Annotated in this window: 22 protein-coding genes, 1 rRNA gene and 1 riboswitch; of the genes, 22 read left to right on the top strand and 1 reads right to left on the bottom strand. The window is 41.6% G+C overall.

The genetic code is table 11. From position 1 onward, the window contains the following. Positions 1-167 precede the first annotated feature (167 nt). From rrf to purD, 15 genes are all read left to right on the top strand, one after another. Positions 168-284, top strand: a 5S ribosomal RNA gene (gene rrf, locus ACFQZ9_RS10550). 480 nt (positions 285-764) lie between these two features. Continuing rightward, a complete protein-coding gene (locus tag ACFQZ9_RS10555) occupies positions 765-1307 on the top strand; it encodes a DUF2179 domain-containing protein (protein WP_198312932.1) in 543 nt (180 codons plus the stop codon). Continuing rightward, a complete protein-coding gene (locus ACFQZ9_RS10560; protein ID WP_498943737.1) occupies positions 1304-1510 on the top strand; it encodes an NETI motif-containing protein in 207 nt (68 codons plus the stop codon). The genes ACFQZ9_RS10555 and ACFQZ9_RS10560 overlap by 4 nt, the downstream gene beginning before the upstream one ends. A gap of 89 nt (positions 1511-1599) precedes the next feature. Next, positions 1600-1701, top strand: a riboswitch (purine riboswitch). A gap of 132 nt (positions 1702-1833) precedes the next feature. Then, on the top strand, positions 1834-2322 hold the full coding sequence (gene purE / locus ACFQZ9_RS10565; RefSeq protein WP_498943738.1) for a 5-(carboxyamino)imidazole ribonucleotide mutase: 489 nt from the start codon (positions 1834-1836) through the stop codon (positions 2320-2322). Beyond that, positions 2315-3460 carry a 5-(carboxyamino)imidazole ribonucleotide synthase gene (gene purK / locus ACFQZ9_RS10570; protein ID WP_498943739.1) on the top strand — a complete coding sequence of 382 codons (1146 nt, stop codon included), beginning with the start codon at positions 2315-2317 and terminating at the stop codon, positions 3458-3460. The genes purE and purK overlap by 8 nt, the downstream gene beginning before the upstream one ends. Positions 3461-3463: 3 nt before the next feature. Further along, positions 3464-4759 (top strand): adenylosuccinate lyase, encoded by a 1296-nt coding sequence (purB, locus tag ACFQZ9_RS10575; RefSeq protein ID WP_198312936.1) that lies wholly within the window; start codon positions 3464-3466, stop codon positions 4757-4759. Between the two features lie 76 nt (positions 4760-4835). Beyond that, positions 4836-5549, top strand: a complete 714-nt coding sequence (gene purC, locus ACFQZ9_RS10580; protein ID WP_498943740.1) for a phosphoribosylaminoimidazolesuccinocarboxamide synthase — start codon at positions 4836-4838, stop codon at positions 5547-5549. Then, positions 5542-5796, top strand: coding sequence for a phosphoribosylformylglycinamidine synthase subunit PurS (purS, locus tag ACFQZ9_RS10585; RefSeq protein WP_498943741.1), 255 nt, complete (start codon positions 5542-5544; stop codon positions 5794-5796). The genes purC and purS overlap by 8 nt, the downstream gene beginning before the upstream one ends. Continuing rightward, positions 5793-6476: a phosphoribosylformylglycinamidine synthase subunit PurQ gene (gene purQ / locus ACFQZ9_RS10590; RefSeq protein WP_198312938.1), complete on the top strand. Its 684-nt coding sequence runs from the start codon at positions 5793-5795 to the stop codon at positions 6474-6476. Before purS ends, purQ begins: the two co-directional genes overlap by 4 nt. Next, the gene (purL, locus tag ACFQZ9_RS10595) at positions 6460-8685 is read left to right on the top strand and encodes a phosphoribosylformylglycinamidine synthase subunit PurL (RefSeq protein ID WP_498943742.1); all 2226 of its coding nucleotides are present in this window, start codon (positions 6460-6462) and stop codon (positions 8683-8685) included. Before purQ ends, purL begins: the two co-directional genes overlap by 17 nt. Continuing rightward, on the top strand, positions 8661-10073 hold the full coding sequence (gene purF, locus ACFQZ9_RS10600) for an amidophosphoribosyltransferase (protein WP_198312940.1): 1413 nt from the start codon (positions 8661-8663) through the stop codon (positions 10071-10073). Before purL ends, purF begins: the two co-directional genes overlap by 25 nt. A 15-nt stretch (positions 10074-10088) precedes the next feature. After that, on the top strand, positions 10089-11123 hold the full coding sequence (gene purM / locus ACFQZ9_RS10605) for a phosphoribosylformylglycinamidine cyclo-ligase (RefSeq protein WP_498943743.1): 1035 nt from the start codon (positions 10089-10091) through the stop codon (positions 11121-11123). After that, positions 11120-11722: a phosphoribosylglycinamide formyltransferase gene (purN, locus tag ACFQZ9_RS10610; RefSeq protein WP_198312942.1), complete on the top strand. Its 603-nt coding sequence runs from the start codon at positions 11120-11122 to the stop codon at positions 11720-11722. Before purM ends, purN begins: the two co-directional genes overlap by 4 nt. Beyond that, entirely contained in the window at positions 11697-13235 is a 1539-nt protein-coding gene (purH, locus tag ACFQZ9_RS10615; RefSeq protein WP_498943744.1) for a bifunctional phosphoribosylaminoimidazolecarboxamide formyltransferase/inosine monophosphate cyclohydrolase, read from the top strand. Before purN ends, purH begins: the two co-directional genes overlap by 26 nt. 13 nt (positions 13236-13248) lie before the next feature. Beyond that, positions 13249-14520: a phosphoribosylamine--glycine ligase gene (purD, locus tag ACFQZ9_RS10620; RefSeq protein WP_498943745.1), complete on the top strand. Its 1272-nt coding sequence runs from the start codon at positions 13249-13251 to the stop codon at positions 14518-14520. A gap of 1393 nt (positions 14521-15913) precedes the next feature. Here the strand turns inward: purD and ACFQZ9_RS10625 are convergent. Next, positions 15914-16228 carry a YgaP family membrane protein gene (locus ACFQZ9_RS10625; RefSeq protein ID WP_198312945.1) on the bottom strand — a complete coding sequence of 105 codons (315 nt, stop codon included), beginning with the start codon at positions 16226-16228 and terminating at the stop codon, positions 15914-15916. Positions 16229-16393: 165 nt separating this feature from the next. On the opposite strand from ACFQZ9_RS10625, the gene ACFQZ9_RS10630 reads away from it, so the two are divergent. The 7 genes from ACFQZ9_RS10630 (at position 16394) to ACFQZ9_RS10660 (ending at position 25989) form a co-directional block, all read left to right on the top strand. Beyond that, positions 16394-18136: an amidohydrolase family protein gene (locus ACFQZ9_RS10630; RefSeq protein ID WP_498943746.1), complete on the top strand. Its 1743-nt coding sequence runs from the start codon at positions 16394-16396 to the stop codon at positions 18134-18136. A gap of 65 nt (positions 18137-18201) precedes the next feature. After that, entirely contained in the window at positions 18202-19254 is a 1053-nt protein-coding gene (locus ACFQZ9_RS10635; protein ID WP_498943747.1) for a DUF3048 domain-containing protein, read from the top strand. A gap of 28 nt (positions 19255-19282) precedes the next feature. Beyond that, a complete protein-coding gene (locus tag ACFQZ9_RS10640) occupies positions 19283-19600 on the top strand; it encodes a YerC/YecD family TrpR-related protein (RefSeq protein ID WP_198312948.1) in 318 nt (105 codons plus the stop codon). A gap of 204 nt (positions 19601-19804) precedes the next feature. Next, positions 19805-20488 carry a geranylgeranylglyceryl/heptaprenylglyceryl phosphate synthase gene (gene pcrB, locus ACFQZ9_RS10645; RefSeq protein WP_498943748.1) on the top strand — a complete coding sequence of 228 codons (684 nt, stop codon included), beginning with the start codon at positions 19805-19807 and terminating at the stop codon, positions 20486-20488. A 67-nt stretch (positions 20489-20555) separates the two neighbouring features. Continuing rightward, the gene (gene pcrA, locus ACFQZ9_RS10650) at positions 20556-22796 is read left to right on the top strand and encodes a DNA helicase PcrA (protein ID WP_498943749.1); all 2241 of its coding nucleotides are present in this window, start codon (positions 20556-20558) and stop codon (positions 22794-22796) included. Positions 22797-22822: 26 nt separating this feature from the next. Further along, a complete protein-coding gene (gene ligA / locus ACFQZ9_RS10655; RefSeq protein WP_498943750.1) occupies positions 22823-24829 on the top strand; it encodes an NAD-dependent DNA ligase LigA in 2007 nt (668 codons plus the stop codon). Between the two features lie 14 nt (positions 24830-24843). Next, the gene (locus ACFQZ9_RS10660; RefSeq protein ID WP_498943751.1) at positions 24844-25989 is read left to right on the top strand and encodes a CamS family sex pheromone protein; all 1146 of its coding nucleotides are present in this window, start codon (positions 24844-24846) and stop codon (positions 25987-25989) included. The last annotated feature ends 38 nt before the right edge of the window (positions 25990-26027 follow it).

Genomic DNA, 26027 nt, shown 5'->3' on the forward strand with positions numbered 1-26027 from the left:
CAGGTTGATAGGTCAGAGGTGGAAGCGTGGTGACATGTGGAGCTGACTGATACTAATCGATCGAGGACTTAACCAAGTCATATATACCATATGAAGGTGAACTCGTTTTTACTAAAACTTCTTCTGTATTATCTAGTTTTGAGGGAATGATACCTCAAACAAAATAGTCTGGCAATAATGGCGAGAAGGTCACACCCGTTCCCATACCGAACACGGAAGTTAAGCTTCTCAGCGCCGATGGTAGTTGGGGGCTGTCCCCCTGTGAGAGTAGGACGTTGCCAGGCACCAAAAAAGACAACCTGATGAAGGTTGTCTTTTTTGGTGTTCGTGGATAAAGCAGTGGCACATAAAAATAATAATGTGGAAGATATAATTCTAAATTGGAACATATAAAAGATGAGTTAGTCCATATATGGTTTAATATGGAACATAAAATTAAAAACAATTAAAAAAGGTAACTTTATAACTAAGCAATACACCTAATAAATCTCTTTTTGGATATAATTGAGTGAATTAATTGTTACTTAATCCAGACATCTGTCTGGATTTTTTTTTATCTAAAAGGGTATAGGAATATAAAACGGACTAATTTGGCATAAAAATTTTTAAATGGAACATAAAACAAACAAACCGGAACATATATGATGCAACATGGAACAAAAATGTTAAGTAAGAAAATTTTTTCTAAATACATAATCAAGCTACTAGACCTTTGTAAAAATTGTGCTAAAGTGGGGGAAGGATATATAAAGGGGGTAAATATTTTGTTAGAGAATAGTTTCATGATGGTAGCCATAATCCTTGTTATCAATATTGTCTATGTCTCCTTTTTTACAATTAGAATGATCTTAACCTTAAAAGGACAACGGTATTTGGCTGCACTCCTCAGTATGATTGAAGTAGTTATATATGTACTGGGCCTTGGCCTAGTGTTAAATAACTTAAATGAAATCCAGAACCTCATTGCGTATGCGGTGGGATACGGAATCGGTGTTGTAGTCGGAATGAAAATAGAGGAAAAGCTCGCACTTGGCTATATTACTGTCAATGTAATCACAAGCGAGTATGATAAAAATTTACCGGGAATACTGCGGGAAAAGGGATACGGAGTAACAAACTGGGAAGCAAACGGACTTGAAGGGGATCGGATGGCGATGCAAATCCTAACCCCGAGAAAATTTGAATTAAAGCTCTATGATACAATCAAGAATCTAGATCCAAAGGCATTTATTATTTCGTATGAACCCAAATCCATCCACGGGGGGTTCTGGGTCAAATCCGTGAAAAGAGGGAAGTTATTTTCATGAGTCAAAAGAGCAAGAGAAAAATGCAATTTGAAGTACAGGAAAATGAAACCATTGATGCGTGCCTAACACGAATGAAGCAGCAGGGATATGTCCCAATCAGACGGCTTGAAAAGCCGATTTTTCAAGAAATCAAAAAGGGAAATGAAACCAGTTTTGAACCAATTGGCCGTCAAATTGTCTTTGAAGGGCGCTTTAATGAGTAAAACACGAACAATATAGTGCTAACCAATTTTAATTGTTCGATATAATGGTTGACAGCTAATCGATTGGATTGTAAGATAAGTGTGTAGCAAATGACAAATAATCTTACCCTCGTATATCAATGGGAATAGGGCCCATAAGTTTCTACCCAATAACCGTAAATTATTGGACTATGAGGGAAAGTCAATATGTTCGGCAACAATACAGTTAGGGGAGAAACCTTAACTTTGTTGACCTTTTCATCAAGATGCCCGGACAAATGGCTTTCTCTTTTAGAGGATGCTATTTGTCTGGGCTTTTTATTTGGCTAAAAGGGGGATGCGGCATGACGAAGCTTGTTGGTGTCATCATGGGAAGCAAATCGGACTGGGAAACAATGAAACATGCCTGTGAAATATTAGAAGAACTCGAAATTGCATATGAAAAAAAGGTAGTTTCTGCGCATCGGACACCAGATTTAATGTTTACCTATGCGCAAGAAGCACGAGATAGAGGTTTAAAGGTAATTATTGCAGGAGCAGGCGGTGCAGCACATCTTCCGGGAATGGTAGCAGCAAAAACGACGCTTCCCGTCATCGGGGTTCCGGTTCAATCAAAGGCCTTAAATGGTTTAGACTCTCTGCTTTCGATCGTGCAAATGCCGGGCGGAGTACCGGTGGCAACCGTTGCAATTGGTAAAGCCGGAGCAGTAAACGCAGGTCTTTTAGCAGCACAAATTTTATCAACAGAAGATAATGAATTAGCGAAAAAATTAGAAGCAAGACGCCATGCAATCAAGGAAGAAGTTCTAGAAAGCGGTGAGCAGCTTGTCTAATAAAATAATTTTACCGGGGTCGACAATTGGGATTATCGGCGGTGGTCAATTGGGAAGAATGATGGCCCTCTCGGCTAAGGCTCAGGGCTATCGAATCGCTGTCTTGGAGCCAACTTCAGACTCACCTTGCGGGCAAGTGTCCGATTTTGAAGTCATTGGAGCTTATGATGATCGTGAGGCCATTAGTAAGTTAGCAGGAATCAGTGATGTTATAACTTATGAATTTGAAAACATTGATGCAGATACACTTGAATGGATTTGTGAACGGGCGTATGTTCCACAAGGACCTACATTACTGACGATTACCCAGGACCGGATTAAGGAAAAGGCGGCAATCCAGCAGGCAGGTGTGGAAGTAGCCCCATATGAAGTCATTAACAGTCAAGAGGATTTATCTTTAAAAATTGAAGCAATCGGCTATCCCGCTGTGTTGAAGACGGCAAGAGGCGGCTACGACGGAAAGGGACAGCTTGTCATAAAAGTTCAGCAGGACCTGCAAAAAGCGGAGGAACTCATCAAACAGGGTGCATGTGTGCTCGAAAAATGGATTCCCTTTGAAAAGGAAATATCGGTTATCGTCACACGCAAGCTTGATGGGGAAACAGCGATATTCCCTGTGGCAGAAAACATCCATCAAGACAATATATTGCATCAAACGATTGTTCCCGCCCGCATTTCGGAAGTTATCCAAAAAAATGCAATTGAAAAGGCAAAACAAATTGCGGATTCATTAAATTTAGTCGGAACACTTGCGGTTGAAATGTTTTTAACTAGTGATGGAACAATATATATCAATGAACTGGCTCCACGGCCTCATAATTCAGGGCATTTTTCGATTGAAGCCTGCGTGACGTCACAGTTTGAACAGCATGTACGTGCAATCTGCAATCTGCCTCTAGGAAGTACCGAGCTATTAAAACCAGTAGTTATGGTCAACCTATTAGGGGAACATCTTGAAAGTATGTATGAAGAAATTCCGGGTATGAAAGACTGGAAGGTTCACCTTTACGGAAAAAAAGAACCAAAAATAAAACGTAAAATGGGACACGTAACGATTTTACGTGATAATGTAACAGAGGCCCTTACAGAAATTGAACAAAGCGGCATTTGGAAAGTAACAGAAAAGATCGGAGGATAAAACATGATTGATCGTTATACAAGACCGGAAATGGGTGCTATTTGGACAGAAGAAAATCGCTTTAAAGCTTGGCTTGAAGTAGAAATCCTTGCTTGCGAAGCCTGGTCAGAGCTTGGTGAAATTCCGAAGGAGGATGTAAAAAAGCTTCGTGAAAATGCATCCTTTAATATTGACAGAATTAAAGAAATCGAAGAAGAAACTAGACACGATGTTGTAGCCTTTACCCGCGCTGTATCAGAAACATTAGGAGAAGAACGCAAATGGGTTCATTATGGCTTAACCTCGACAGATGTGGTCGACACGGCTTTATCGTATGTCTTAAAACAGGCCAATGCGATTTTACTAAAAGATATCGAAAACTTTGTTGAAATTTTAAAAAATAAAGCACAAGAACACAAAATGACCGTTATGATGGGGCGTACCCATGGAGTTCACGCAGAACCTACTACTTTTGGTTTAAAGCTTGCCCTTTGGTATGAGGAAATGAAACGGAATCTTGATCGCTTCAAGCAAGCTGCAGAAGGCGTTGAATTTGGTAAAATTTCCGGTGCTGTTGGAACCTATGCCAATATCAACCCGTTTGTTGAACAATATGTGTGTGAAAAGCTTGGCATACAAAGAGCACCAATCTCAACACAAACCCTGCAGCGTGACCGTCATGCTCACTATATGTCAACGATTGCTTTAATCGCCACTTCGATTGAAAAGTTTGCGGTTGAAGTTCGCGGTCTGCAAAAGAGTGAAACGCGTGAAGTTGAAGAATTTTTCGCGAAGGGGCAAAAGGGATCATCAGCGATGCCGCATAAGCGGAACCCAATTGGTTCTGAAAACATGACAGGAATGGCTCGCGTGATTCGCGGCTATATGTTGACAGCCTACGAAAATGTTCCATTATGGCATGAACGCGATATTTCTCATTCATCTGCTGAAAGAGTTATTCTACCGGATGCGACAATCGCTTTAAATTACATGTTGAACCGTTTCGGTAATATTATTAAAAATCTTACAGTTTATCCAGAAAATATGAAGCGCAATATGGATCGTACACTTGGATTAATTTATTCACAGCGTGTATTGCTTGCGTTGATAGATAAAGGATTATCACGTGAAGAGGCTTACGATACTGTTCAGCCAAAAGCAATGGAAGCATGGGAAAAACAAGTACCATTCCGTCAGTTGATTGAGGCTGAAACAAAAATTACCAGCCTTCTTAATGCGGAAGAAATTGCAGACTGCTTTGATTACAGCTATCACCTGCAGCATGTAGATACGATTTTTGACCGTTTAGGTTTGAACTAAAAAAATAAGGGGCAGCAGTTGGGCCCCTCTTCTACGAATAAAATTCCCAATATTGCAAAATTTGGAGGCGTTCCTGATGAAAGAACTTCTATACGAAGGAAAAGCGAAAAGAATTTATAAAACGGAAAATGACCAGGTTGTTTTAGTGGAATATAAAGATTCTGCAACTGCCTTTAACGGGCAAAAGAAAGCAGACATTACAGGTAAAGGGCGTTTAAATAATGAGATTACGAGTTTGCTCTTTTTAAAGTTAAAAGAAAAGGGTATTGATTCGCATTTTATCGAGCGTGTGTCGGAATTAGAACAACTTGTGAAAAAGGTTAATATTATCCCACTTGAAACAGTTGTCCGTAATGTTGCAGCAGGAAGCTTTTCCAAAAGACTAGGTGTTGAAGAAGGAACGCCGTTGAAGGCTCCAATTGTTGAATTTTACTTAAAAGATGATGAACTTGGCGACCCGCTTGTTACCGTCGACCATATTCTTGAATTGGATTTAGCTACAGAAGAAGAAATCAAGGTATTAAGAGAGAAAGCCTTAGAAGTTGATGCAGTTTTATCGAGCTTTTTCGAAGAATTGGGTATTCGTCTGATTGACTTTAAATTAGAGTTTGGAAAAGACACGGATGGGCAAATCCTGCTTGCCGATGAAATATCACCTGATACCTGCAGATTGTGGGAGAAAGAGACAAATAAAAAGCTCGATAAAGATGTATTCCGTCGGGACCTTGGAAGTTTAACAGATGCATATGAAAATATTTTAGCGAGATTGGGAGGACATCAGAATGTTTAAAGTAAAGGTATTTGTCACGTTAAGAGAAAGTGTATTAGACCCTCAAGGTAAAGCAGTAACTCATTCTTTACATTCTTTAAACTACAAGGAAGTGGCCGATGTCCGAATCGGTAAATATATGGAGTTAACAATTGAAAAGTCTAACCGTGATATTCATGAAGTGATCAATGAAATTTGCTCAAACCTTTTAGCAAATCCGGTTATTGAAGATTACCGTTATGAGGTAGAGGAGTGTGTGGTCCAGTGAAATTTGCGGTAATCGTTTTTCCAGGATCAAACTGTGATATTGACATGTTTCATGCGATTAAAGATGAGCTTGGGGAACAGGTTGAATATGTTTGGCATGATGCAGAAAGCCTTGATGAGTTTGATGGGATTTTACTTCCAGGAGGCTTTTCATACGGAGATTATTTACGCTCAGGAGCCATTGCCCGATTCAGTAATGTCATGAAAGAGGTTGTGAAGGCGGCACAAGCCGGCAAGCCGGTTATGGGTGTTTGCAACGGATTTCAAATTCTTTTGGAAGCAGGCTTGCTTCCGGGAGCAATGAGACGAAACGAAAGTTTATCCTTTATTTGTAAGCAAGTTGAATTAAAGGTTGAAAACAATCAAACGATGTTTACTTCTGAATTAGCTGCAGGAGAAACCATCACGATTCCAGTTGCACATGGTGAAGGGAATTACTATTGCGACGAGGAAACGCTGGCAAAGCTAAAAGCAAATAACCAAATCGTTTTTACCTACCAGGAAAATCCGAACGGAAGCTTAGAAAATATCGCTGGTATAATGAACGAAAAAGGCAACGTATTAGGTATGATGCCGCATCCGGAAAGAGCTGTGGATGCTCTTTTAGGCAGTGCCGACGGGCTTAAATTGTTTCAATCGATTGTAAAGACTTGGAGGGAAGCACATGTTGTTAACGCGTGAACCAAATCCGAATGAGATTAAAGCGGAAAAAGTATATCAGCAAATGGGTTTGTCCGATGAAGAGTTTGCGTTGGTTGAAAAAATCCTTGGACGCACGCCAAATTATACAGAAACAGGCTTATTTTCGGTTATGTGGTCTGAACACTGCAGCTACAAAAATTCCAAGCCAGTATTGAAAAAATTCCCGATTACAGGTGAGCGTGTACTTCAGGGCCCTGGGGAAGGGGCAGGTATTGTTGATATCGGTGATAATCAGGCGGTTGTGTTTAAAATTGAAAGTCATAACCATCCTTCAGCTATCGAGCCTTACCAAGGTGCAGCAACAGGTGTCGGCGGGATTATCCGTGACGTATTTTCAATGGGGGCACGTCCAATTGCAATGCTAAATTCTCTTCGTTTTGGAGAGTTAGATTCAGCACGTGTCCGCTATTTATTTAAAGAAGTTGTCGCTGGGATTGCCGGATACGGCAACTGTATCGGAATTCCAACCGTAGGCGGCGAAATTCAATTTGATCCATGCTATGAAGGAAATCCATTAGTCAATGCAATGTGTGTTGGTCTAATTGACCATAAGGATATTAAAAAAGGTCAGGCGCATGGCGAAGGCAACACGGTTATGTATGTCGGTGCGAAAACAGGCCGTGACGGAATCCATGGCGCTACCTTTGCGTCGGAGGAATTAACGGAGCAATCCAGTGAAGACCGCCCAGCTGTACAGGTTGGCGATCCGTTTATGGAGAAGCTGTTACTCGAAGCATGTTTAGAACTCATTCACTCCGATGCCCTTGTAGGAATTCAGGATATGGGCGCTGCAGGCTTAGTCAGTTCTTCCGCGGAAATGGCAAGTAAAGCTGGAATGGGAATTGAAATGAACTTAGACCTTGTTCCACAGCGGGAAACAGGAATGACTCCGTATGAAATGATGTTATCTGAATCGCAAGAACGGATGCTCATTGTTGTGAAAAAAGGAAGAGAACAAGAAATCGTAGATCTTTTTAAAAAATATGATTTAGAAGCTGTTGCCATTGGGAAGGTTACAAGTGATAAACAGCTCCGCTTACTTCATAACGGAGAAGTTGTTGCAGATGTTCCAGCTGATGCATTAGCCGAGGATGCACCGGTTTACCATAAGCCATCAACAGAACCAAGCTATTTTGCAGAGTTCCAGGCAATGGAGAATGAGGCTCCTTTTGTAGAGGATATGAAAGCAACTCTTTTAGACCTTTTAAGTCAGCCAACGGTTGCCAGCAAGGAATGGGTTTATGAGCAGTATGATCACATGGTACGGACAAATACAGTTGTATCACCAGGATCGGACGCAGCGGTAGTCAGAATTCGCGGTACTCGTAAAGCTTTGGCCATGACAACGGATTGTAATTCACGTTATGTGTATTTAGATCCGGAAATGGGCGGAAAAATTGCTGTTGCGGAAGCGGCTCGTAATATCGTTTGCTCAGGTGCGGAACCATTGGCTATTACCGATAACTTAAATTTCGGTAACCCGGAAAAGCCTGAAGTTTTCTGGCAAATTGAAAAAGCAGCAGACGGCATGAGTGAAGCTTGCCGTGTTCTTGAGACACCGGTCATTGGCGGAAACGTCTCTTTATATAACGAAACAAGCGGAACAGCCATCTATCCAACACCGGTTGTTGGAATGGTCGGTTTAGTGACGGATCTTGATCATATTACAACACAAAATTTTAAAAACAGCGGAGATTTAATTTATCTTGTCGGAGAAACAAAAGATGAGTTTGGCGGTAGTGAGCTGCAAAAACTATTGAACGGAAAAGTTTTTGGCCGTGCCCCTGAGTTGAACGTCAAGATTGAAAAAGAAAGACAGAATAAAGTGCTCGCTGCAATCCGTGCGGGTGTGGTTGAATCAGCGCATGACCTTTCTGAAGGCGGCCTAGGAGTGGCTTTAGCAGAATGCCTTTTTGCTGACAATCAGCTGGGAGCAGAAGTGAGTATCACAGGAAATGCTGTATCAGCTTTATTTAGTGAAACACAATCTCGTTTTCTAATAACAGTGAAAAAAGAAAATCAAACAGAGTTTGAACGTTTAGTTGATGCAAAATTGATTGGGGAAGTAACCGATACAGCAACATTGCAGGTATCAGGCGATAACGGCTTTGTACTTGATGCTTCGGTGAACGAATTAAAAGCTGCTTGGAAAGGAGCTATCCCATGCTTGCTGAAATCAAGGGATTAAATGAAGAGTGCGGAGTTTTTGGAGTTTGGGGACATCAAGACGCGGCACAGCTTACTTATTATGCACTTCACAGTTTGCAGCACCGTGGACAGGAAGGTACCGGCATTGTTGTAACTGATGGTAAGGCACTTAAAGGCGTAAAAGGTGAAGGATTGGTTACGGAAATTTTTACTGCCGATGCGATGAAAGAATTAACAGGGAACGGGGCAATTGGTCACGTGCGTTATGCAACTGCAGGGGGCGGAGGATATGAAAATGTCCAGCCCCTGCTGTTCCATTCTCAAGTTGGTAGTCTTGCCCTTGCACATAATGGAAATCTCGTTAATGTTAATTCGCTTAAACATCAGCTGGAATCACAGGGAAGTATTTTTCAAACAAGTTCAGATACAGAGGTCTTGGCTCACTTAATGAAAAGAAGCGGTTATTCTGAGTTGAAAGATCAGGCGAAGAACGCACTTTCTATGCTAAAAGGGGCTTATGCCTACCTGATTATGACGGAAACAGAATTATTGGTAGCACTTGACCCACATGGATTACGGCCATTATCACTTGGCTGCCTTGGCGATGCCTATGTTGTGGCATCGGAAACCTGTGCATTTGATGTCATCGGTGCGGAATATATACGCGATATTATGCCAGGGGAACTGCTTATCATTAACGATAACGGTATTGTCTCGGAACAATTTGCGGTGAGTTCAACAAAAGCTATTTGTATGATGGAATATATTTATTTTTCAAGACCTGATAGTGATATTCAAGGAATCAATGTTCATACAGCCCGGAAGAATCTTGGGAAGCAATTATATAAAGAAGCCCCGATTGAAGCAGATGTTGTTACCGGGGTACCCGATTCAAGTATTTCTGCAGCAATTGGTTATGCGGAAGCCTCTGGGATTCCGTACGAAATGGGGTTAATTAAAAACCGTTATGTTGGCAGAACGTTTATTCAGCCCTCACAATCGTTACGCGAGCAAGGGGTTAAAATGAAACTTTCACCGGTTCGTGGAGTAGTGGAAGGAAAACGGGTCGTCATGGTCGATGATTCAATCGTCCGCGGAACGACCAGCAGACGAATTGTCACCATGCTAAAAGATGCTGGAGCGACAGAAGTCCATGTTGTGATCAGCTCTCCACCAATAAAAAATCCATGTTTCTATGGAATTGATACATCAACAAAGGAAGAATTGATTGCTTCCGATAAATCAGTCGAGGAAATCAGGGAACTGATTGGAGCCGATTCGCTTACCTTCTTAAGCGTTGAAGGGATGGTTGAAGCAATTGGTAAAAAGGATGCGAACGGAACAGGCGGGTATTGCCTAGGCTGCTTTACAGGAAATTACCCGACAGAAATTTATCCGGATACACTTCAATACTATTACCAAAAGTAGATAGGAGGAACTGTCGTGGCAAATGCATATAAAGAAGCGGGAGTAAACATCGAAGCAGGCTATGAGGCGGTTGAACGAATGAAAAAGCATGTTCAAAAAACAGCAAGGGCCGGAGTATTGGGCGGTTTAGGCGGTTTTGGGGGCATGTTTGACCTATCTGCGCTTCAATTAAAAGAGCCAGTCCTCGTTTCGGGAACGGACGGAGTCGGAACCAAGCTGATGCTTGCTTTTATGATGGATAAGCACGATACAATCGGCATTGATGCGGTAGCAATGTGTGTGAATGACATTGTGGTCCAAGGAGCAGAGCCTTTGTATTTTCTTGACTACATAGCCTGCGGAAAGGCTGTGCCTGAAAAGATTGAGGCAATTGTAAAAGGAATCGCGGATGGCTGTGAACAAGCAGGCTGTGCTTTAATTGGCGGAGAAACGGCAGAGATGCCTGGTTTGTACAATGAATCAGAATATGATCTAGCAGGATTTTCGGTAGGTGCTTGTGAAAAAACACAATTGATTACAGGTGAAGCGATTAAACCTGGGGATGTTCTTATCGGTTTGGCATCAAGTGGAATCCATAGCAATGGCTATTCCCTTGTACGCAAAGTTTTTGCTAATCAGTCTTTATCAGAGTATGTTGATGAACTTGGTTGTACTTTAGGGGAAGAACTGCTGAAGCCAACAAAGATCTATGTGAAATCAATTCTATCTGCTTTGAAAAAATTCAACTTAAAGGGAATGGCTCATATTACCGGCGGTGGTTTTATCGAGAATATCCCAAGAATGCTCCCAGAGGGACTGGGTGCAGAAATTCAGGAACAAAGCTTTAACATTCCACCTGTGTTCAAGCTAATGGAATCTGTTGGACAAATTGACCGACAGGAGATGTATAATATCTTTAATATGGGAATTGGTATGGTGATTGCAGTAGACAAGACGATTGCTTCTGATGTGCTAGAACATTTTGGGCAATGCGGTGAAACAGCGTATGAAATCGGGAGTGTAACCGAAACGGATGGAACTAGCATCATCCCGGCTGGAGGAAAAAAATGAAAAAAATCGCAGTATTTGCATCAGGGAGCGGAAGTAATTTTCAAGCCATCATTGATGTCGTTCAATCTGGAGAGCTAAAGGCCGATATTTCACTTCTAGTTTGTGACAAACCTGGTGCTTTTGCGGTTGATCGGGCAAATGCCGCCAGAATTCCAAGCTTTGCTTTTTCGGCTAAGGATTATCCATCAAAGGATGCCTATGAGACGGAAATTCTTGCGGAGTTAAAAAGACGTGGCGTGGAATTCATTGTCCTCGCGGGCTATATGCGTTTAATAGGACCGACCTTACTGCGAGAGTTTCAAGGAAGAATCGTCAATATTCATCCTTCCTTACTTCCTGCCTTTCCTGGTAAAGATGCCATTGGTCAGGCGCTTGACGCAAAAGCAACATGGAGCGGTGTAACTATTCATTTTGTTGATGAGGGAATGGACACTGGGCCGATTATCGTTCAGGAACGGGTTCGTTTGGAAGAAGATGAAACACGTGAAAGCCTACAGAACAAAATCCATGCAATTGAACACAAGCTATATCCGGCAATTTTACAGGTGCTTTTAACACAAGGGGGTATTGTAAATGGCAAAAAAGCGAGCACTTATTAGTGTTTCAGATAAAACTGGCGTAATCGAGTTTGCAAAAGAACTTGTAAATCTTGGTTTTGAAATTATTTCTACGGGCGGAACAAAGAAAGCTATTCAGGAACAAGGAATTCCAGTTCTTAGTGTAAGTGATGTTACCGGGTTTCCTGAAATCTTAGAAGGCCGTGTTAAAACCTTGAATCCACTGATCCATGGTGGTTTATTGGCAAAACACGATGATCCTGCACATCAAGGTCAATTAGAAGAGCACGGAATTCAACCGATCCAACTAGTATGTGTAAATCTTTATCCATTCCAGCAAACCATCGAGAAGCCGGATGTGACGGTAGCAGATGCGATTGAAAATATTGATATTGGCGGCCCGACAATGCTCCGTGCTTCCGCGAAGAATCATCAATATATTACAGTCGTAGTTGACCCAGCTGATTATCAAACGGTTGCAGAGGAATTAAAAGCGGAAGGTCAAACGAAGCTTGAGACAAGAGTAAAGCTTGCCGCAAAGGTATTCCGTCACACTGCTGCATATGATGCGCTGATTGCTCAATATATGACAGATTTGGCTCAAGAGGAAACACCGGAAAATTTAACGGTAACCTATGAATTGAAACAATCACTCCGTTACGGAGAAAATCCACACCAAAAAGCAGCTTTTTATAAAAAACCATTAGGTTCTGCTTTTTCAATCGCAAATTCGAAGCAGCTTCACGGGAAAGAGCTTTCCTATAATAATATTAATGATGCGGATGCTGCGCTTCAGATTGTGAAAGAATTCTCAGAGCCGGCTGCTGTAGCGGTTAAGCATATGAATCCATGCGGTGTTGGCACAGGAAAAACAGCGTATGAAGCTTTTGAAAAGGCATTTGCTGCCGACCCTGTTTCTATTTTTGGTGGAATTATTGCATTCAACCGAGAAGTGGATGCGGCGACTGCAGGGAAGCTTCGTGAAATTTTCTTAGAAATTATTATTGCTCCGGCATTTTCTGAGGAAGCCTTATCGATTTTAACAGGGAAGAAAAATCTTCGCCTTTTAACTATACCATTTGATCAAGCTAAAAAACCTGAATTCAAAATGACGACGATTGAAGGCGGACTGCTTGTTCAAGAACAAGATCGTTACACACTTGAGGATGCGACGATCACCATTCCAACAAAAAGACAACCAACAGAAGCAGAGTGGGAATCATTGAAGCTGGGCTGGCAGGTTGTGAAACATGTTAAATCAAATGCCATTGTTGTTGCAAGAAATGGGATGACCATCGGAATTGGTGCTGGTCAGATGAATCGCGTTGGAGCAGCTGAAATTGCCTTTAAACAAGCTGGAGAAAAAGCAGTAGGTGCAGGACTTGCCTCTGATGCCTTTTTCCCAATGGACGATACCGTTGAGGCAGCGGCAAATGCAGGAATCACTGCAATTATTCAACCAGGTGGATCGATTCGCGATGAAGATTCGATTAAAAAAGCGGATGAGTACGGAATTGCCATGGTCTTTACAGGAGTAAGACATTTCAAACACTAATGGGGGTGTAGTTGTGAAGGTTTTAATCATTGGCCGTGGTGGAAGAGAGCATGCGATTTGCCGTAAAGTAAGTGAAAGCAGTAATGTGGACCATGTTTTTGCAGCTCCTGGGAATCCCGGTATGGAGGATTTTGCTGAACTGGTTCCGCTGCAAGAGTCTGAACAAGAAAAATTGATTCAATTTGCGAAAGAGGAAGGAATTGGGTTAACGATTATTGGACCTGAAGTTCCGCTCCTTGAAGGACTGGCAGATCGATTTACTGAAGCAGGTCTTCCTGTTTTTGGCCCTAAAAAAGCAGCTGCTGAAATTGAAGGCAGTAAGTCGTTTGCAAAGGAATTAATGAAAAAATACCAAATTCCAACTGCTGATTATGCGGTTTTCACTTCCTTTGATGAGGCAAGTAATTATATAGAAGAAAAAGGAGCTCCGATTGTAATAAAAGCGGATGGACTTGCAGCGGGAAAAGGTGTTACCGTGGCGATGACCAAAGAGGAAGCCTTGGAAAGCCTTGAAGAAATGCTAGTTGGTGCTAAGTTCGGTGCAGCGTCTTCTCGTGTTGTAATTGAGGAATTTTTGGCAGGTGAAGAGTTTTCACTTATGGCCTTTGTAAATGGGCAGACTGTAATACCACTTGAAATCGCTCAGGACCATAAGCGAGCGTTTGATGGGGACCAAGGTCCAAATACGGGGGGAATGGGAGCTTATTCTCCTGTTCCGCAAATTAGTGATGAAACGGTTCAAACAGCGGTAGAAACGATTCTTAAGCCTGCTGCAGAAGCCATGGTTACAGAAGGAAGAAGCTTTTGCGGGATTTTATACGCTGGACTGATTGCAACCGATAAGGGTCCAAAGGTTATTGAATTTAATGCAAGATTTGGAGATCCGGAAACCCAAGTCATTTTACCAAGGTTAAAATCTGATTTGGTTGAAGTGATTCTTGAGCTTTTGGATGGCCGAGCACCAAGTCTTGAATGGGACGAGCAGACGATGATTGGGGTCGTTGTGGCAGCAAAGGGATATCCTGAAACCTATGAAAAGGGTGCTGTCCTAAATGGGTTAAATGAATTTAGTGAACAGGCTTATATTTTTCATGCCGGTACAGCGAAGAATGAGCAGGATGAATTCATTACGAATGGCGGCAGAGTCTTGCTTGTGGGGGGACTTGGGCAAACTGTTGAGGATGCCCAGAAAAAGGTTTATACCGAACTTGAAAATCTGCAATGTGATGGTGTCTTTTATCGAAAAGATATCGGTTATAAAGCAGCAAGGTTTGTAAATAGCTAATGAGAGGGGACTGGCTACGCTGCCAGCCCTCTTTTCTCTTTTTATATATAGGAAAGTTTCTGGATAAATGTGCTCATGAACAGGAAAAAAACATGTAAGCGGGAACGATCGGGGTTAGATAGTGCCCAAGAAGCGAGAAAGAACATATTAGAGGGAACGATCGGGGTTAGATAGTGCCCAAGAAGTGTGAAAGACCATATGAGCGGGAACGATCGAGGTTAGATAGTGTCCAAGAAGCGTGAAAGATCATAAAAGCGGGAACGATCGAGGTTGGATAGTGCCCAAGAAGCGAGGAAGATCATAAAAGCGGGAACGATCGAGGTTGGATAGTGCCCAAGAAGCGAGAAAGATCATAAAAGCGGGAACGATCGAGGTTGGATAGTGCCCAAGAAGCGAGAAAGATCATAAAAGCGGGAACGATCGAGGTTGGATAGTGCCCAAGAAGCGAGAAAGATCATAAAAGCGGGAACGATCGAGGTTGGATAGTGCCCAAGAAGCGAGAAAGATCATAAAAGCGGGAACGATCGAGGTTGGATAGTGCCCAAGAAGCGAGAAAGATCATAAAAGCGGGAACGATCGAGGTTGGATAGTGCCCAAGAAGCGAGAAAGATCATAAAAGCGGGAACGATCGAGGTTGGATAGTGCCCAAGAAGCGAGAAAGATCATAAAAGCGGGAACGATCGAGGTTGGATAGTGCCCAAGAAGCGAGAAAGATCATAAAAGCGGGAACGATCGAGGTTGGATAGTGCCCAAGAAGCGAGAAAGATCATAAAAGCGGGAACGATCGGGGTTGGATAGTGCCCAAGAAGCGAGAAAGATCATATAAGTGGGAACGATCGGGGTTGGATAGTGCACAAGAAGCGAGAAAAAACATGTGAGTGGGAACGCTCGGGGTTAGATAGTGCCCAAGAAGCGAGAAAGATCATAAAAGCGGGAACGATCGGGGTTGGATAGTGTCCAAGAAGTGTGAAAGAGATTGTGCCCAAGAAGTGTGAAAGATCATAAAAGCAGTAACAATCGGGGTTAGATAGTGCCCAAGAAGCGAGAAAGACCATAAAAGCGGGAATGCTCGGGGTTAGATAGTGCCCAAGAAGCGAGAAAGATCATAAAAGCGGGAACGCTCGGGGTTAGATAGTGCCCAAGAAGCGAGAAAGATCATAAAAGCGGGAACGCTCGGGGTTAGATAGTGCCCAAAAAGCGAGAAAGACCATATTAGTGGGAAGGCTCGAGGTAGATAGTGCCCAAGAAGAGTGAAAAAACATGTGAGCGGGAACGATCGGGGTTGGATAGTGTCCATGAAGCTGAAAAATGCGAATACATGATAAAAGGAAAAGCGATAAAAAAAGCCTTCTCCCGGTCAAGGAAAAGGCATTTATCTATAGTGAACCTCTATTTAGGTAGGGTTATAAGGCAATACCTCATCCCCATCCAGATTTGTGAATCCCTCCAACCCATCCATCGAATCATGATGAGCCTCAGACTGTTTAATTTCGGGATTCATAACAGGACATTTTTTATAAAGAGCCGTTACTGGGCAGTAACGGACAATTCCTTCTCCCACCTTCATCGCACCACAAACGGCTGCCAATAAATAAGAGTCTCTCCAAGGTCTTTTAACAAGCTTGGCGGTTGCCCAAGCAAGAACAGTCAAGCCAAAGGTAATGCGAATTAATGCATTTAATATCCCGATATTTGGTTTAATATTCATTTTGTTCACTCCTTCACAAAAATTTTACATTATTTATCAAGTCTTTACTGCTTTACATTGCGAAATATGATAGTATAATAACAAATGGATTTTGTAAGGGTTTTCTTTACGATTAAATCAATATTCTTTTATAGATAAATAGACTAAAAGAGGGAGGGATATCGTGTGCTGGAACAACGTTATCGATGGAAAAATAAACATTTACGGACGCATGTATCAGTATTAGAAGGGAGAACTTCTCCCACCATTTTATTAAAAAATGCTTTGTATTTAAATCAGGCTTTTCGTCAATGGATGAGAGCTAATATCTGGATTTATGATGATCGAATTGTTTATGTCGGCGAAAACTTGCCGGCTAAATTAAAGAACTGCGAAGTGATCGATTGCACAAATGAAATCCTTGTTCCTGGATACATTGAACCGCATGCCCATCCGTTTCAATTATATAATCCCCATACATTAGCGGAATATGCATCACAATTTGGAACGACAACCTTAATCAATGACAATATGGCGCTAATTTTAAACTTAAAAAAAAGGGAAGCGTTTTCATTATTAAGAGAGCTGCGGACCATTCCGACTACGATGTTTTGGTGGAGCCGTTTTGACTCACAAACAGAAATATTAGGGGAAGAGGAAACATTTTCACATAGTAATGTAAAATTGTGGCTTGAGCATGATGCAGTCCTTCAGGGTGGGGAATTAACTGGTTGGCCGAAGCTTCTAGATGGGGACGATATGATGCTTCATTGGATTCAGGAAGCAAAGCGGATGCGGAAGAAAATTGAAGGTCATTTTCCGGGTGCATCTGAAAAGACGTTAGCAAAGCTGATGCTGCTTGGGGCAGATTGCGACCATGAATCAATGACAGGTGAAGAGGTTTATAATCGACTTATGCAAGGTTATATGGTAACATTGCGCCATTCATCGATTCGGCCAGATTTACCAGTACTTCTTGACGATATAAAACGATTAGGGATTCAAACCTATGATCGGTTCATGTTTACGACAGATGGGTCAACATCAAACTTTTACGAGCAGGGGATTATTGATCAAATGATCCGGATTGCCATTGAAAAGGATGTTCCGAGCATTGATGCTTATAATATGGCTACGATTAATGTCGCAAGGTACTATAACATTGAACATTTACACGGAAGTATTGCAACAGGAAGGGTTGCCAATATAAACTTTTTATCGAGTATTGAAGACCCAACTCCTGTTTCAGTTCTTGCGAAAGGTCAATGGGTTAAACGCGACGGGAAACCAACGGAAGTGAATACACAGATTAACTGGCCGGATTTCGGACTTAAGCCACTGCAACTGGATTGGGATTTAACTATTGATGATTTACAATTTTCGATGCCATTTGGGATTAAAATGGAGAATTCTGTTATAACCAAACCTTATTCCATTGCCATTGATGTTTCGGGAGATGAACTGCCAACGAATCATGATGAAAGCTTTTTCACATTGATTGACCGTAAAGGTAAGTGGAGAATCAATACCATGCTAAAAGGATTTACTTCAAAGTTATCCGCGCTTGCAAGTTCTTTTTCGGGCACAGGAGATATTATTTTAATCGGTAAAAATAAAAAAGATATGATCCATGCATTTGATCGAATGAAAGAACTTGGCGGAGGAATTGTGTTAGTGCAGGATGGTCAAGTGATTTGTGAGGTTCCTTTATCATTGGGAGGAATCATGTCGGAAAAGCCGATGGAACGTTTAATGGAGGAAGAAAAAAGACTTCTTGAAGAACTGAGTGAACGAGGGTATTCATTTGGAGACCCCATTAGTAGTTTATTATTTTTCTCTTCTACCCATTTACCGTACATTCGAATTACGCAGCAAGGAATGTACGATGTTATGAATAAAACAGTACTCTTTCCGTCTATAATGCGTTAAAATGTAAATAGGTTAATGCATTACAGTGTAAAAGTCTTTTAACCAAAAATAGGGGTGGCTATTAGATGAAGAAATGGGCGGTCATAGTGGCAGCTGTCTTCTTATTGTTGTCCGGATGCAGCAAAAAGGAAACTGTCAAAAAGCCTGATGAGAATGTGAAAAAAGATGTAGGAAAAGTTGAACAAAAAGCGGATGAAAAGAATGAATTCCCGTATTATTTTCCTTTAACCGGAAAGGGTTCACAGACTGAAACAGATAGCAGGGCTGTTGCTGTAATGATTAATAACCATCCTGCAGCAAGACCGCAATCAGGTTTAAACAAGGCTGATATCGTTTATGAAATTTTGGCTGAAGGGAATATCACAAGATTTCTTGCCGTATTTCAAAGCGAAAAGCCGAAAAATATCGGGCCGGTTCGGAGCGCCCGGGATTATTATATTGATTTAGCCAAAGGCTTAAATGCACTTTATATTGCTCACGGCTATAGCCCGGAAGCCAAAAAAATGCTTAAATCAGGCTATATTGACAACTTGAATGGCATAGTTTATGACGGAACACTTTTCCATCGGGCGAGTTTTAGAGTAGCACCGCACAATTCGTATATCACCTATGATAATATTTTAAAGGGTGCGAAAATGAACCATTATTCAATGGACAAAACACCACCTGCCTTTAAATTTCTTTCAGAAGAGGACGCTAAGAAGGTTACCGGCGCCGATGCTAAATCGGTAAAGATTTCTTATTATGCTAGCGGCGATTTTGATTGTGTGTATGAGTATGATCCTGCTACAGGGAAATATAAACGTTTCCAGGGCGGGGAACAAACTGTTGATTTAGAAACAAAAGACCCGATTCTTCTAGATAATATTTTCATTGTTGAGGCAAAGCATGAAGTAATCGACAAAAAGGGACGGCGTACGATTGATTTTCAATCCGGAGGAAAAGGTTATTTAGTACAGATGGGGAAAGTAAACGAAGTGGAATGGAAAAATGAGAACGGTAGGATTGTCCCAATGAAGAATGGGGAAGAGGTTCCATTTGTCCAAGGTAAAACATGGGTAAATGTTGTTCCAACAGACCCTGGAATGCAAAAAAGTGTTTCGTTTAATGTGAAATAATTTTATTCAAACTAAAGGGGTATAAAATATGCAAATAAATAAGCTAAGAGGGAAAGAACTGGATCAACTTTTTCTAGGGATTCTTTCGTTAAAAGATCTTGAAGAGTGTTATCGTTTTTTTGATGACCTTTGCACGATTAATGAAATTCAGTCATTGGCCCAACGCTTAGAGGTAGCAAGAATGCTTCGTGAAGGAAATACCTATCACCGGATTGAGGCAGAAACTGGTGCGAGTACTGCAACTATCTCACGTGTAAAACGCTGCTTAAACTATGGAAATGACACCTATGAAATGGTGCTAGAACGAGTCAAGGAAGAAAAATCGACTACAACTGAGGAAGCATAAAGCCAAAAACCGGAGAGAAATTCTTCGGTTTTTCTTTTGTCCAGCTCCATCGCCTAGTCCTCTAGATTGCTTCAGCACTTGCCTTAGGCTGAACAAGCGCTTTCGCTTTTCTAGTTGGATTTTCTTTCTATTAGGTTTTCTTTTTTATTACGTTTCCTCTAATGCTATAATGGTGTAATGAAATGAATGTAGGAGGACCTTGGGATGTATGATTTTCGCGAGTGGCGCCATGTGTTTAAACTCGACCCTAATAAACAGATATCGGATGAACATTTAGAAGCAATTTGTGAATCAGGTACGGATGCAGTGATAGTGGGAGGTACAGATGGAGTTACACTCGAAAATGTCCTCGATTTAATGGCCAGAATACGTAAGTTTGCTGTACCATGTGTTCTGGAGGTATCAAGTGTTGAAACAGTTACCCCTGGATTTGATCTCTATTTTATTCCAACGATTTTAAATAGTAAGGATCCAAAATGGATTACTGGGCTTCACCATCAAGCAGTGAAAGAATTTGGCGACATTATGGATTGGGAAGAAATCGTTATGGAAGGCTATTGCATCATGAATAGTGAATGCAAAGCGGCCAAACTGACAAATGCTGTTACGGAGATTACGGCTGAAGATGTAAGGGCCTATGCAATGATGGCTGAAAAAATGTTTCAACTGCCTATTTTTTATCTCGAGTTTAGCGGGAAATATGGACAACCAGAAGTGGTTTCAGACGTGAAAAAAGTCCTTGAAAAAGCGACCTTTTTTTATGGCGGTGGTATATCCACATATGAGCAGGCAGTAGAAATGGCAAAGTTTGCTGATGTAATTGTCGTAGGAAATGCAATTTATGAAGATTTTAAAAATGCCTTAAAAACAGTACAGGCAGTTCGATAGAAAATTGCAGGAAGAGTAAAAACAATGGTAAAATAAGAACAAATGTTTGATTTGGCGGTGAAGAAGAATGCAATATTTATCAGAAAAGCTATTAAATGGCTTAAATCCGGAACAGCAAAGCGCTGTGAAGTGTACAGACGGACCTTTATTACTAATGGCTGGTGCCGGGAGCGGTAAAACAAGAGTGTTAACACATCGGATTGCGTATTTAATTGTGGAAAAAAGGGTGAATCCATATAACATTTTGGCAATCACCTTTACGAATAAAGCGGCAAGAGAGATGAAAGATAGAATCGGAAAAGTGATGGGCGGAGCTGCGGAAGAAATTTGGATTTCCACCTTTCACTCCATGTGCGTAAGAATTTTACGCCGAGATATTGACCGGATTGGCTTTAATCGAAATTTCACGATTCTTGACACAACGGATCAACAATCGGTTATTAAAGGAATTTTAAAAGATAAGAACATTGACCCGAAAAAGTTTGACCCGAGGGCGATGCTCGGGGCAATCAGTTCTGCCAAAAACGAATTAATTGATCCTGAGGAATATTCAAAAACAGCAGGCGGTTACTTTGATCAGGTCGTTAGTGATGTGTATGAAGAATATCAAAAACGTTTACGAAAAAATCAGGCGCTTGATTTTGATGATTTAATCATGATGACCATTCAATTGTTCCGTCGTGTTCCAGACGTTTTAGAATATTATCAGCGGAAATTCCAATATATTCATGTCGACGAGTATCAGGACACGAACAAAGCCCAGTATTTATTAGTAAAGCTGCTGGCCATGCGCTTTAAAAATCTTTGCGTTGTCGGTGATTCTGATCAGTCGATTTATAGATGGCGTGGTGCGGATATTGCGAATATATTATCTTTTGAAAAAGATTATCCAAACGCCACCGTTATCCTTTTAGAACAAAACTATCGCTCGACGAAAAGAATCCTTCTTGCGGCGAACAAAGTGATTGAAAACAATTTGAATAGAAAAGCGAAAAACCTTTGGACAGAAAATCCAGAGGGAAATAAACTTATGTATTACCGTGCCGACAGCGAACAGAGTGAGGCACAGTTTGTAGCCGGCAAAATTAAAGAATTGACCCGTGATGGTAAGCACAAGCTTTCGGAAATTGCTATTCTCTATCGGACGAACGCACAGTCCCGTGTAATGGAGGAAGTTTTGCTGAAATCAAATATTGAGTATAGCATTGTTGGCGGTACAAAATTCTATGACAGAAAAGAAATCAAGGACATGTTAGCTTATTTACGACTGATTTCAAATCCCGACGACGATATTAGCCTGCGGAGAATCATTAATGTTCCGAAACGCGGTATCGGATCAAGCTCAGTCGATAAAATTGCTGACTTTGCAGCAATGCATGATCTTTCATTATACCAAGCATTAGATTCAATTGAATTAATTGGTTTAAGTCCTAAAATTACGAAGTCTGCCCGAGAATTCCGGGATTTTATTCGAAACTATACGCAAATGCAGGAATTCCTATCCGTAACAGAACTAGTTGAAGAAATCCTTGAGAAATCCGGTTATCGAGAGATGCTAAAAGCAGAAAAATCACTTGAAGCACAAAGCCGTCTCGAAAACTTGGACGAATTATTATCTGTTACGAAAAACTTTGAGGAAGTAAGCGAGGACAAAAGCCTTGTCGCCTTTTTAACGGATTTAGCCCTTGTTGCGGATATTGATTCAATGGATGAAGAAGAGGAAAAAGCGGATTCGATTGTGCTCATGACCTTACACTCAGCAAAGGGATTGGAATTTCCGGTTGTCTTCCTTATTGGCATGGAGGAAGGAGTATTCCCGCACAGCCGTTCCCTTATGGAGGAAGCGGAAATGGAGGAGGAGCGCCGCCTTGCCTACGTGGGGATTACAAGGGCGGAACAAAGCCTATTTCTGACTAATGCACAAATGCGGACGCTTTTTGGTCGAACAAACATGAACCCGGCTTCCCGTTTTATTAAGGAAATCCCTGAAGATCTTTTGGAGGATGCGGCCCCAAAGGCTGGGAAGAGTTCTCCATTTAGTTCAAGAGGAGGTTCGTTTGCCGGCTCCGGTACAGGATTTGGAGCCCCAGCTGCGAGAAAACCGGTGATGCGGCCAGTGGCAGCTACAACCGGCGGAGATCAAGTTGGCTGGAAGGTTGGCGATAAAGCCGAACACGGTAAGTGGGGAATTGGAACGGTTGTCAGCGTGAAGGGCGAAGGAGAAGGAACTGAACTCGATATTGCTTTTCCTAGTCCAACAGGAATCAAACGTTTGCTTGCCAAATTTGCGCCGATTAAAAAGGCATAAGAAACGATGAAGAAAGGGCTGGATTTATGGACCTTCAAACGGCTGAACAAAGAATCAATGAACTAAAAAGCCTATTAAATCAATATGGCTATGAATATTATGTGCTGGACAAACCAACCGTTCCTGATGCTGAGTACGATCGCTTAATGCAGGAACTATTAAACCTGGAAGAAAAGTTTCCAGAGTTGAAAACGTCGGATTCTCCTTCTGAACGTGTTGGCGGACCTGTATTAGACCTTTTTGAAAAGGTTGAGCATCGTACACCGATGCTTAGCCTTGGTAATGCTTTTAATGACGGAGATTTAAGAGATTTTGACCGCCGGGTTCGTCAAGCGGTGGGTGATGACGTTTCCTATGTTTGCGAATTAAAAATTGATGGGCTGGCCGTTTCCTTACGCTATGAAAATGGATTGTTCCATCAAGGGGCTACGCGTGGGGACGGCACGATCGGCGAAGATATTACGGCCAACTTAAAAACGATTAAATCAATTCCGTTACGTTTACGTGAGAATGTTTCCATTGAGGTTCGTGGAGAGGCATTTATGCCGAAGCGTTCCTTTGAAGCCTTAAATCGGGCGAAAGAGGAGAATGGAGAAGAACCTTTCGCAAACCCGAGAAATGCAGCGGCCGGTTCCCTTAGGCAGCTTGACCCGAAAATGGCAGCATCGCGAAATCTCGATGTTTTTTTATACGGTATTGCTGATATTGGAGGGTTAGGTGTAACCTCCCATAGTGAAGGACTTGATTATCTGGACGCCCTCGGGTTTAAAACCAATAAAGAGCGAAGAAAATGTTCGGGAATTGATGATGTGATTGAGTATGTCAACAGCTGGGTTGAAAAGCGTCCGCATCTTCCTTATGAAATTGATGGAATTGTCATTAAAGTAGATTCACTCGAACAGCAGGAACAGCTCGGGACAACAGCTAAAAGCCCACGTTGGGCGGTTGCGTTTAAATTCCCAGCTGAAGAGGTAGTGACCACATTATTAGATATTGAACTGAGTGTTGGGCGGACAGGAGTGGTAACTCCAACAGCGATTCTTATACCGGTTAAGGTAGCAGGGACGACTGTACAGCGTGCCTCTTTGCATAATGAAGATTTAATCCGTGAAAAGGATTTAAAAATTGGCGATAAAGTCGTGATCAAAAAGGCCGGCGATATCATTCCGGAGGTCGTAAATGTCCTTGCTGAAGAGCGGACAGGCACCGAAAGAGATTTTTACATGCCAACGCATTGTCCTGAATGTGAAAGTGAGCTTGTCCGTCTTGACGGGGAAGTAGCTTTACGGTGCATCAATCCAAAATGCCCGGCACAAATCCGCGAAGGTCTGATACACTTTGTTTCGCGTGATGCCATGAATATCGAGGGTCTAGGGGAAAGAGTCATCAGCCAGCTTTTTGCCGAAAAATTAATTGCCGATGTCGCTGATATTTATAAGCTTACAAGAGAGCAGCTTTTAGCCCTTGAACGAATGGGGGAAAAATCGGTTTCCAATCTGTTAAAGGCAATTGAGGCTTCAAAAAGCAATTCACTTGAAAAACTGCTTTTTGGTCTTGGTATCCGTCATGTTGGCGCGAAAGCAGCAAAAACATTGGCTCAGGAATTTGGTTTAATGGACCATCTTGCCGCCGCGACAAAGGAACAATTGATTTCTATTAACGAAATTGGGGAAAAAATGGCCGATTCTATTGTTACCTTTTTTGAAAAAGAAGAAGTGACCTCATTGCTTAAGGAACTATCCTCTTACGGAGTCAATATGGAATATAAAGGGGCCAAACCAGTTTTAGCAGCGGAGTCTGATTCAATTTTTGCCGGAAAAACAATTGTCCTTACCGGAAAACTAGAGAAACTATCGCGCAATGAAGCCAAGGAAAAAATTGAAGCACTAGGCGGGAATGTTGCTGGAAGCGTTAGTAAAAAAACGCATCTGGTCATTGCCGGAGAAGAAGCCGGTTCTAAGCTTTCCAAAGCGCAAGAACTAGGAATTGAAGTATGGGACGAAGAGAAGCTATTAGCTGAATTAAATAAATAAGAGGTGTTACCACCGTGAAAAAGCTTTTACTGCTTGTCTTTTCGTTTGTCCTTCTGCTAAGCGGCTGTTCATTAAACTTTCAAAAGCAGGATGAGGTCGTGCAAACAAAAGAGAAAACGAAAGGAAAAGCAATTATTCCTAAATATAATATTTCCGATAAGTATTATCGGACGATTTTACCATTTGAACCAGGGGAAGCCCGCGGGATGATTGTTGGCAATCTTAACACTAGGTACGATATTGATGAATTTGAAACAGGTTTAATGCGGATTGCCCAAAATACCTTTGATACGGATCAATACTATTTTCGTGAAGGACAGGAAATTAAACGAGATACTGTAAGACTTTGGCTAAATCGAAAATTTACAAAATCTCAATTAAAAAACCAGGGATTGAAGCCTTCTGAAAATATTGGTCTTAACCCGCTTGATACGGGTAAAGGTGAAACACCCATTTATCTTGCCCATATTTTAGAGCATGATTATTTAACCAAAACTGACAATGGTACGGTTAAACTAGGCGGAATTACCATAGGACTTGCTTTAAATTCGATTTATTACTATCAAACGGTACAATACGGACCAACCTATGAAAAGAAAATAGATTATTCCAAAATGGCAAGCGAAGGGAAACAACTTGCTGCAGAAGTATTAAAGCGGATTAGAAGTATGAAAAAGTTAGCGAATGTCCCTGTGACAATTGCCTTATTTGAACAGCAAAGTAAATCATCGGTTGTGCCGGGTAATTTCTTTGCGTATACAAACGTTGACAGCGGCAGCTCAAGTATTGATAGCTGGAAAAAGGTAAATGAAAAATATTTCTTATTCCCGTCAACCGACGCACAAGATAAGCATCGGGATGACCTTACTGCATTTTTAAACTTTAAGCAGGATGTTGAAGAGTATTTTCCAAATTATAACGGCGTAATTGGCAGAGCCTTTTATGTTGGCGATCAGCTCCAGGAACTGAAAATTTCCATTCCGATTCAATTCTATGGAAAAATGGAAGCTATCGGCTTTACCCAATATGTAACAGGTCTAGTCATGGAGCGTTTTCCAAAATATATTTCGGTTTCCGTCAGTGTAACATCTGTTGATGGTCCTGAGGCACTTATAGTCAAAAAGGCAAACGATACAGAACCGTTTGTTCATATTTACTAAATAGTACACTTTTTTAAAACAATGATCCGGGGCCACCC

Source organism: Neobacillus sp. GCM10027624 (assembly GCF_042675345.1).
Taxonomy (GTDB): Bacteria; Bacillota; Bacilli; order Bacillales; family Cytobacillaceae; genus Neobacillus; species Neobacillus cucumis_D.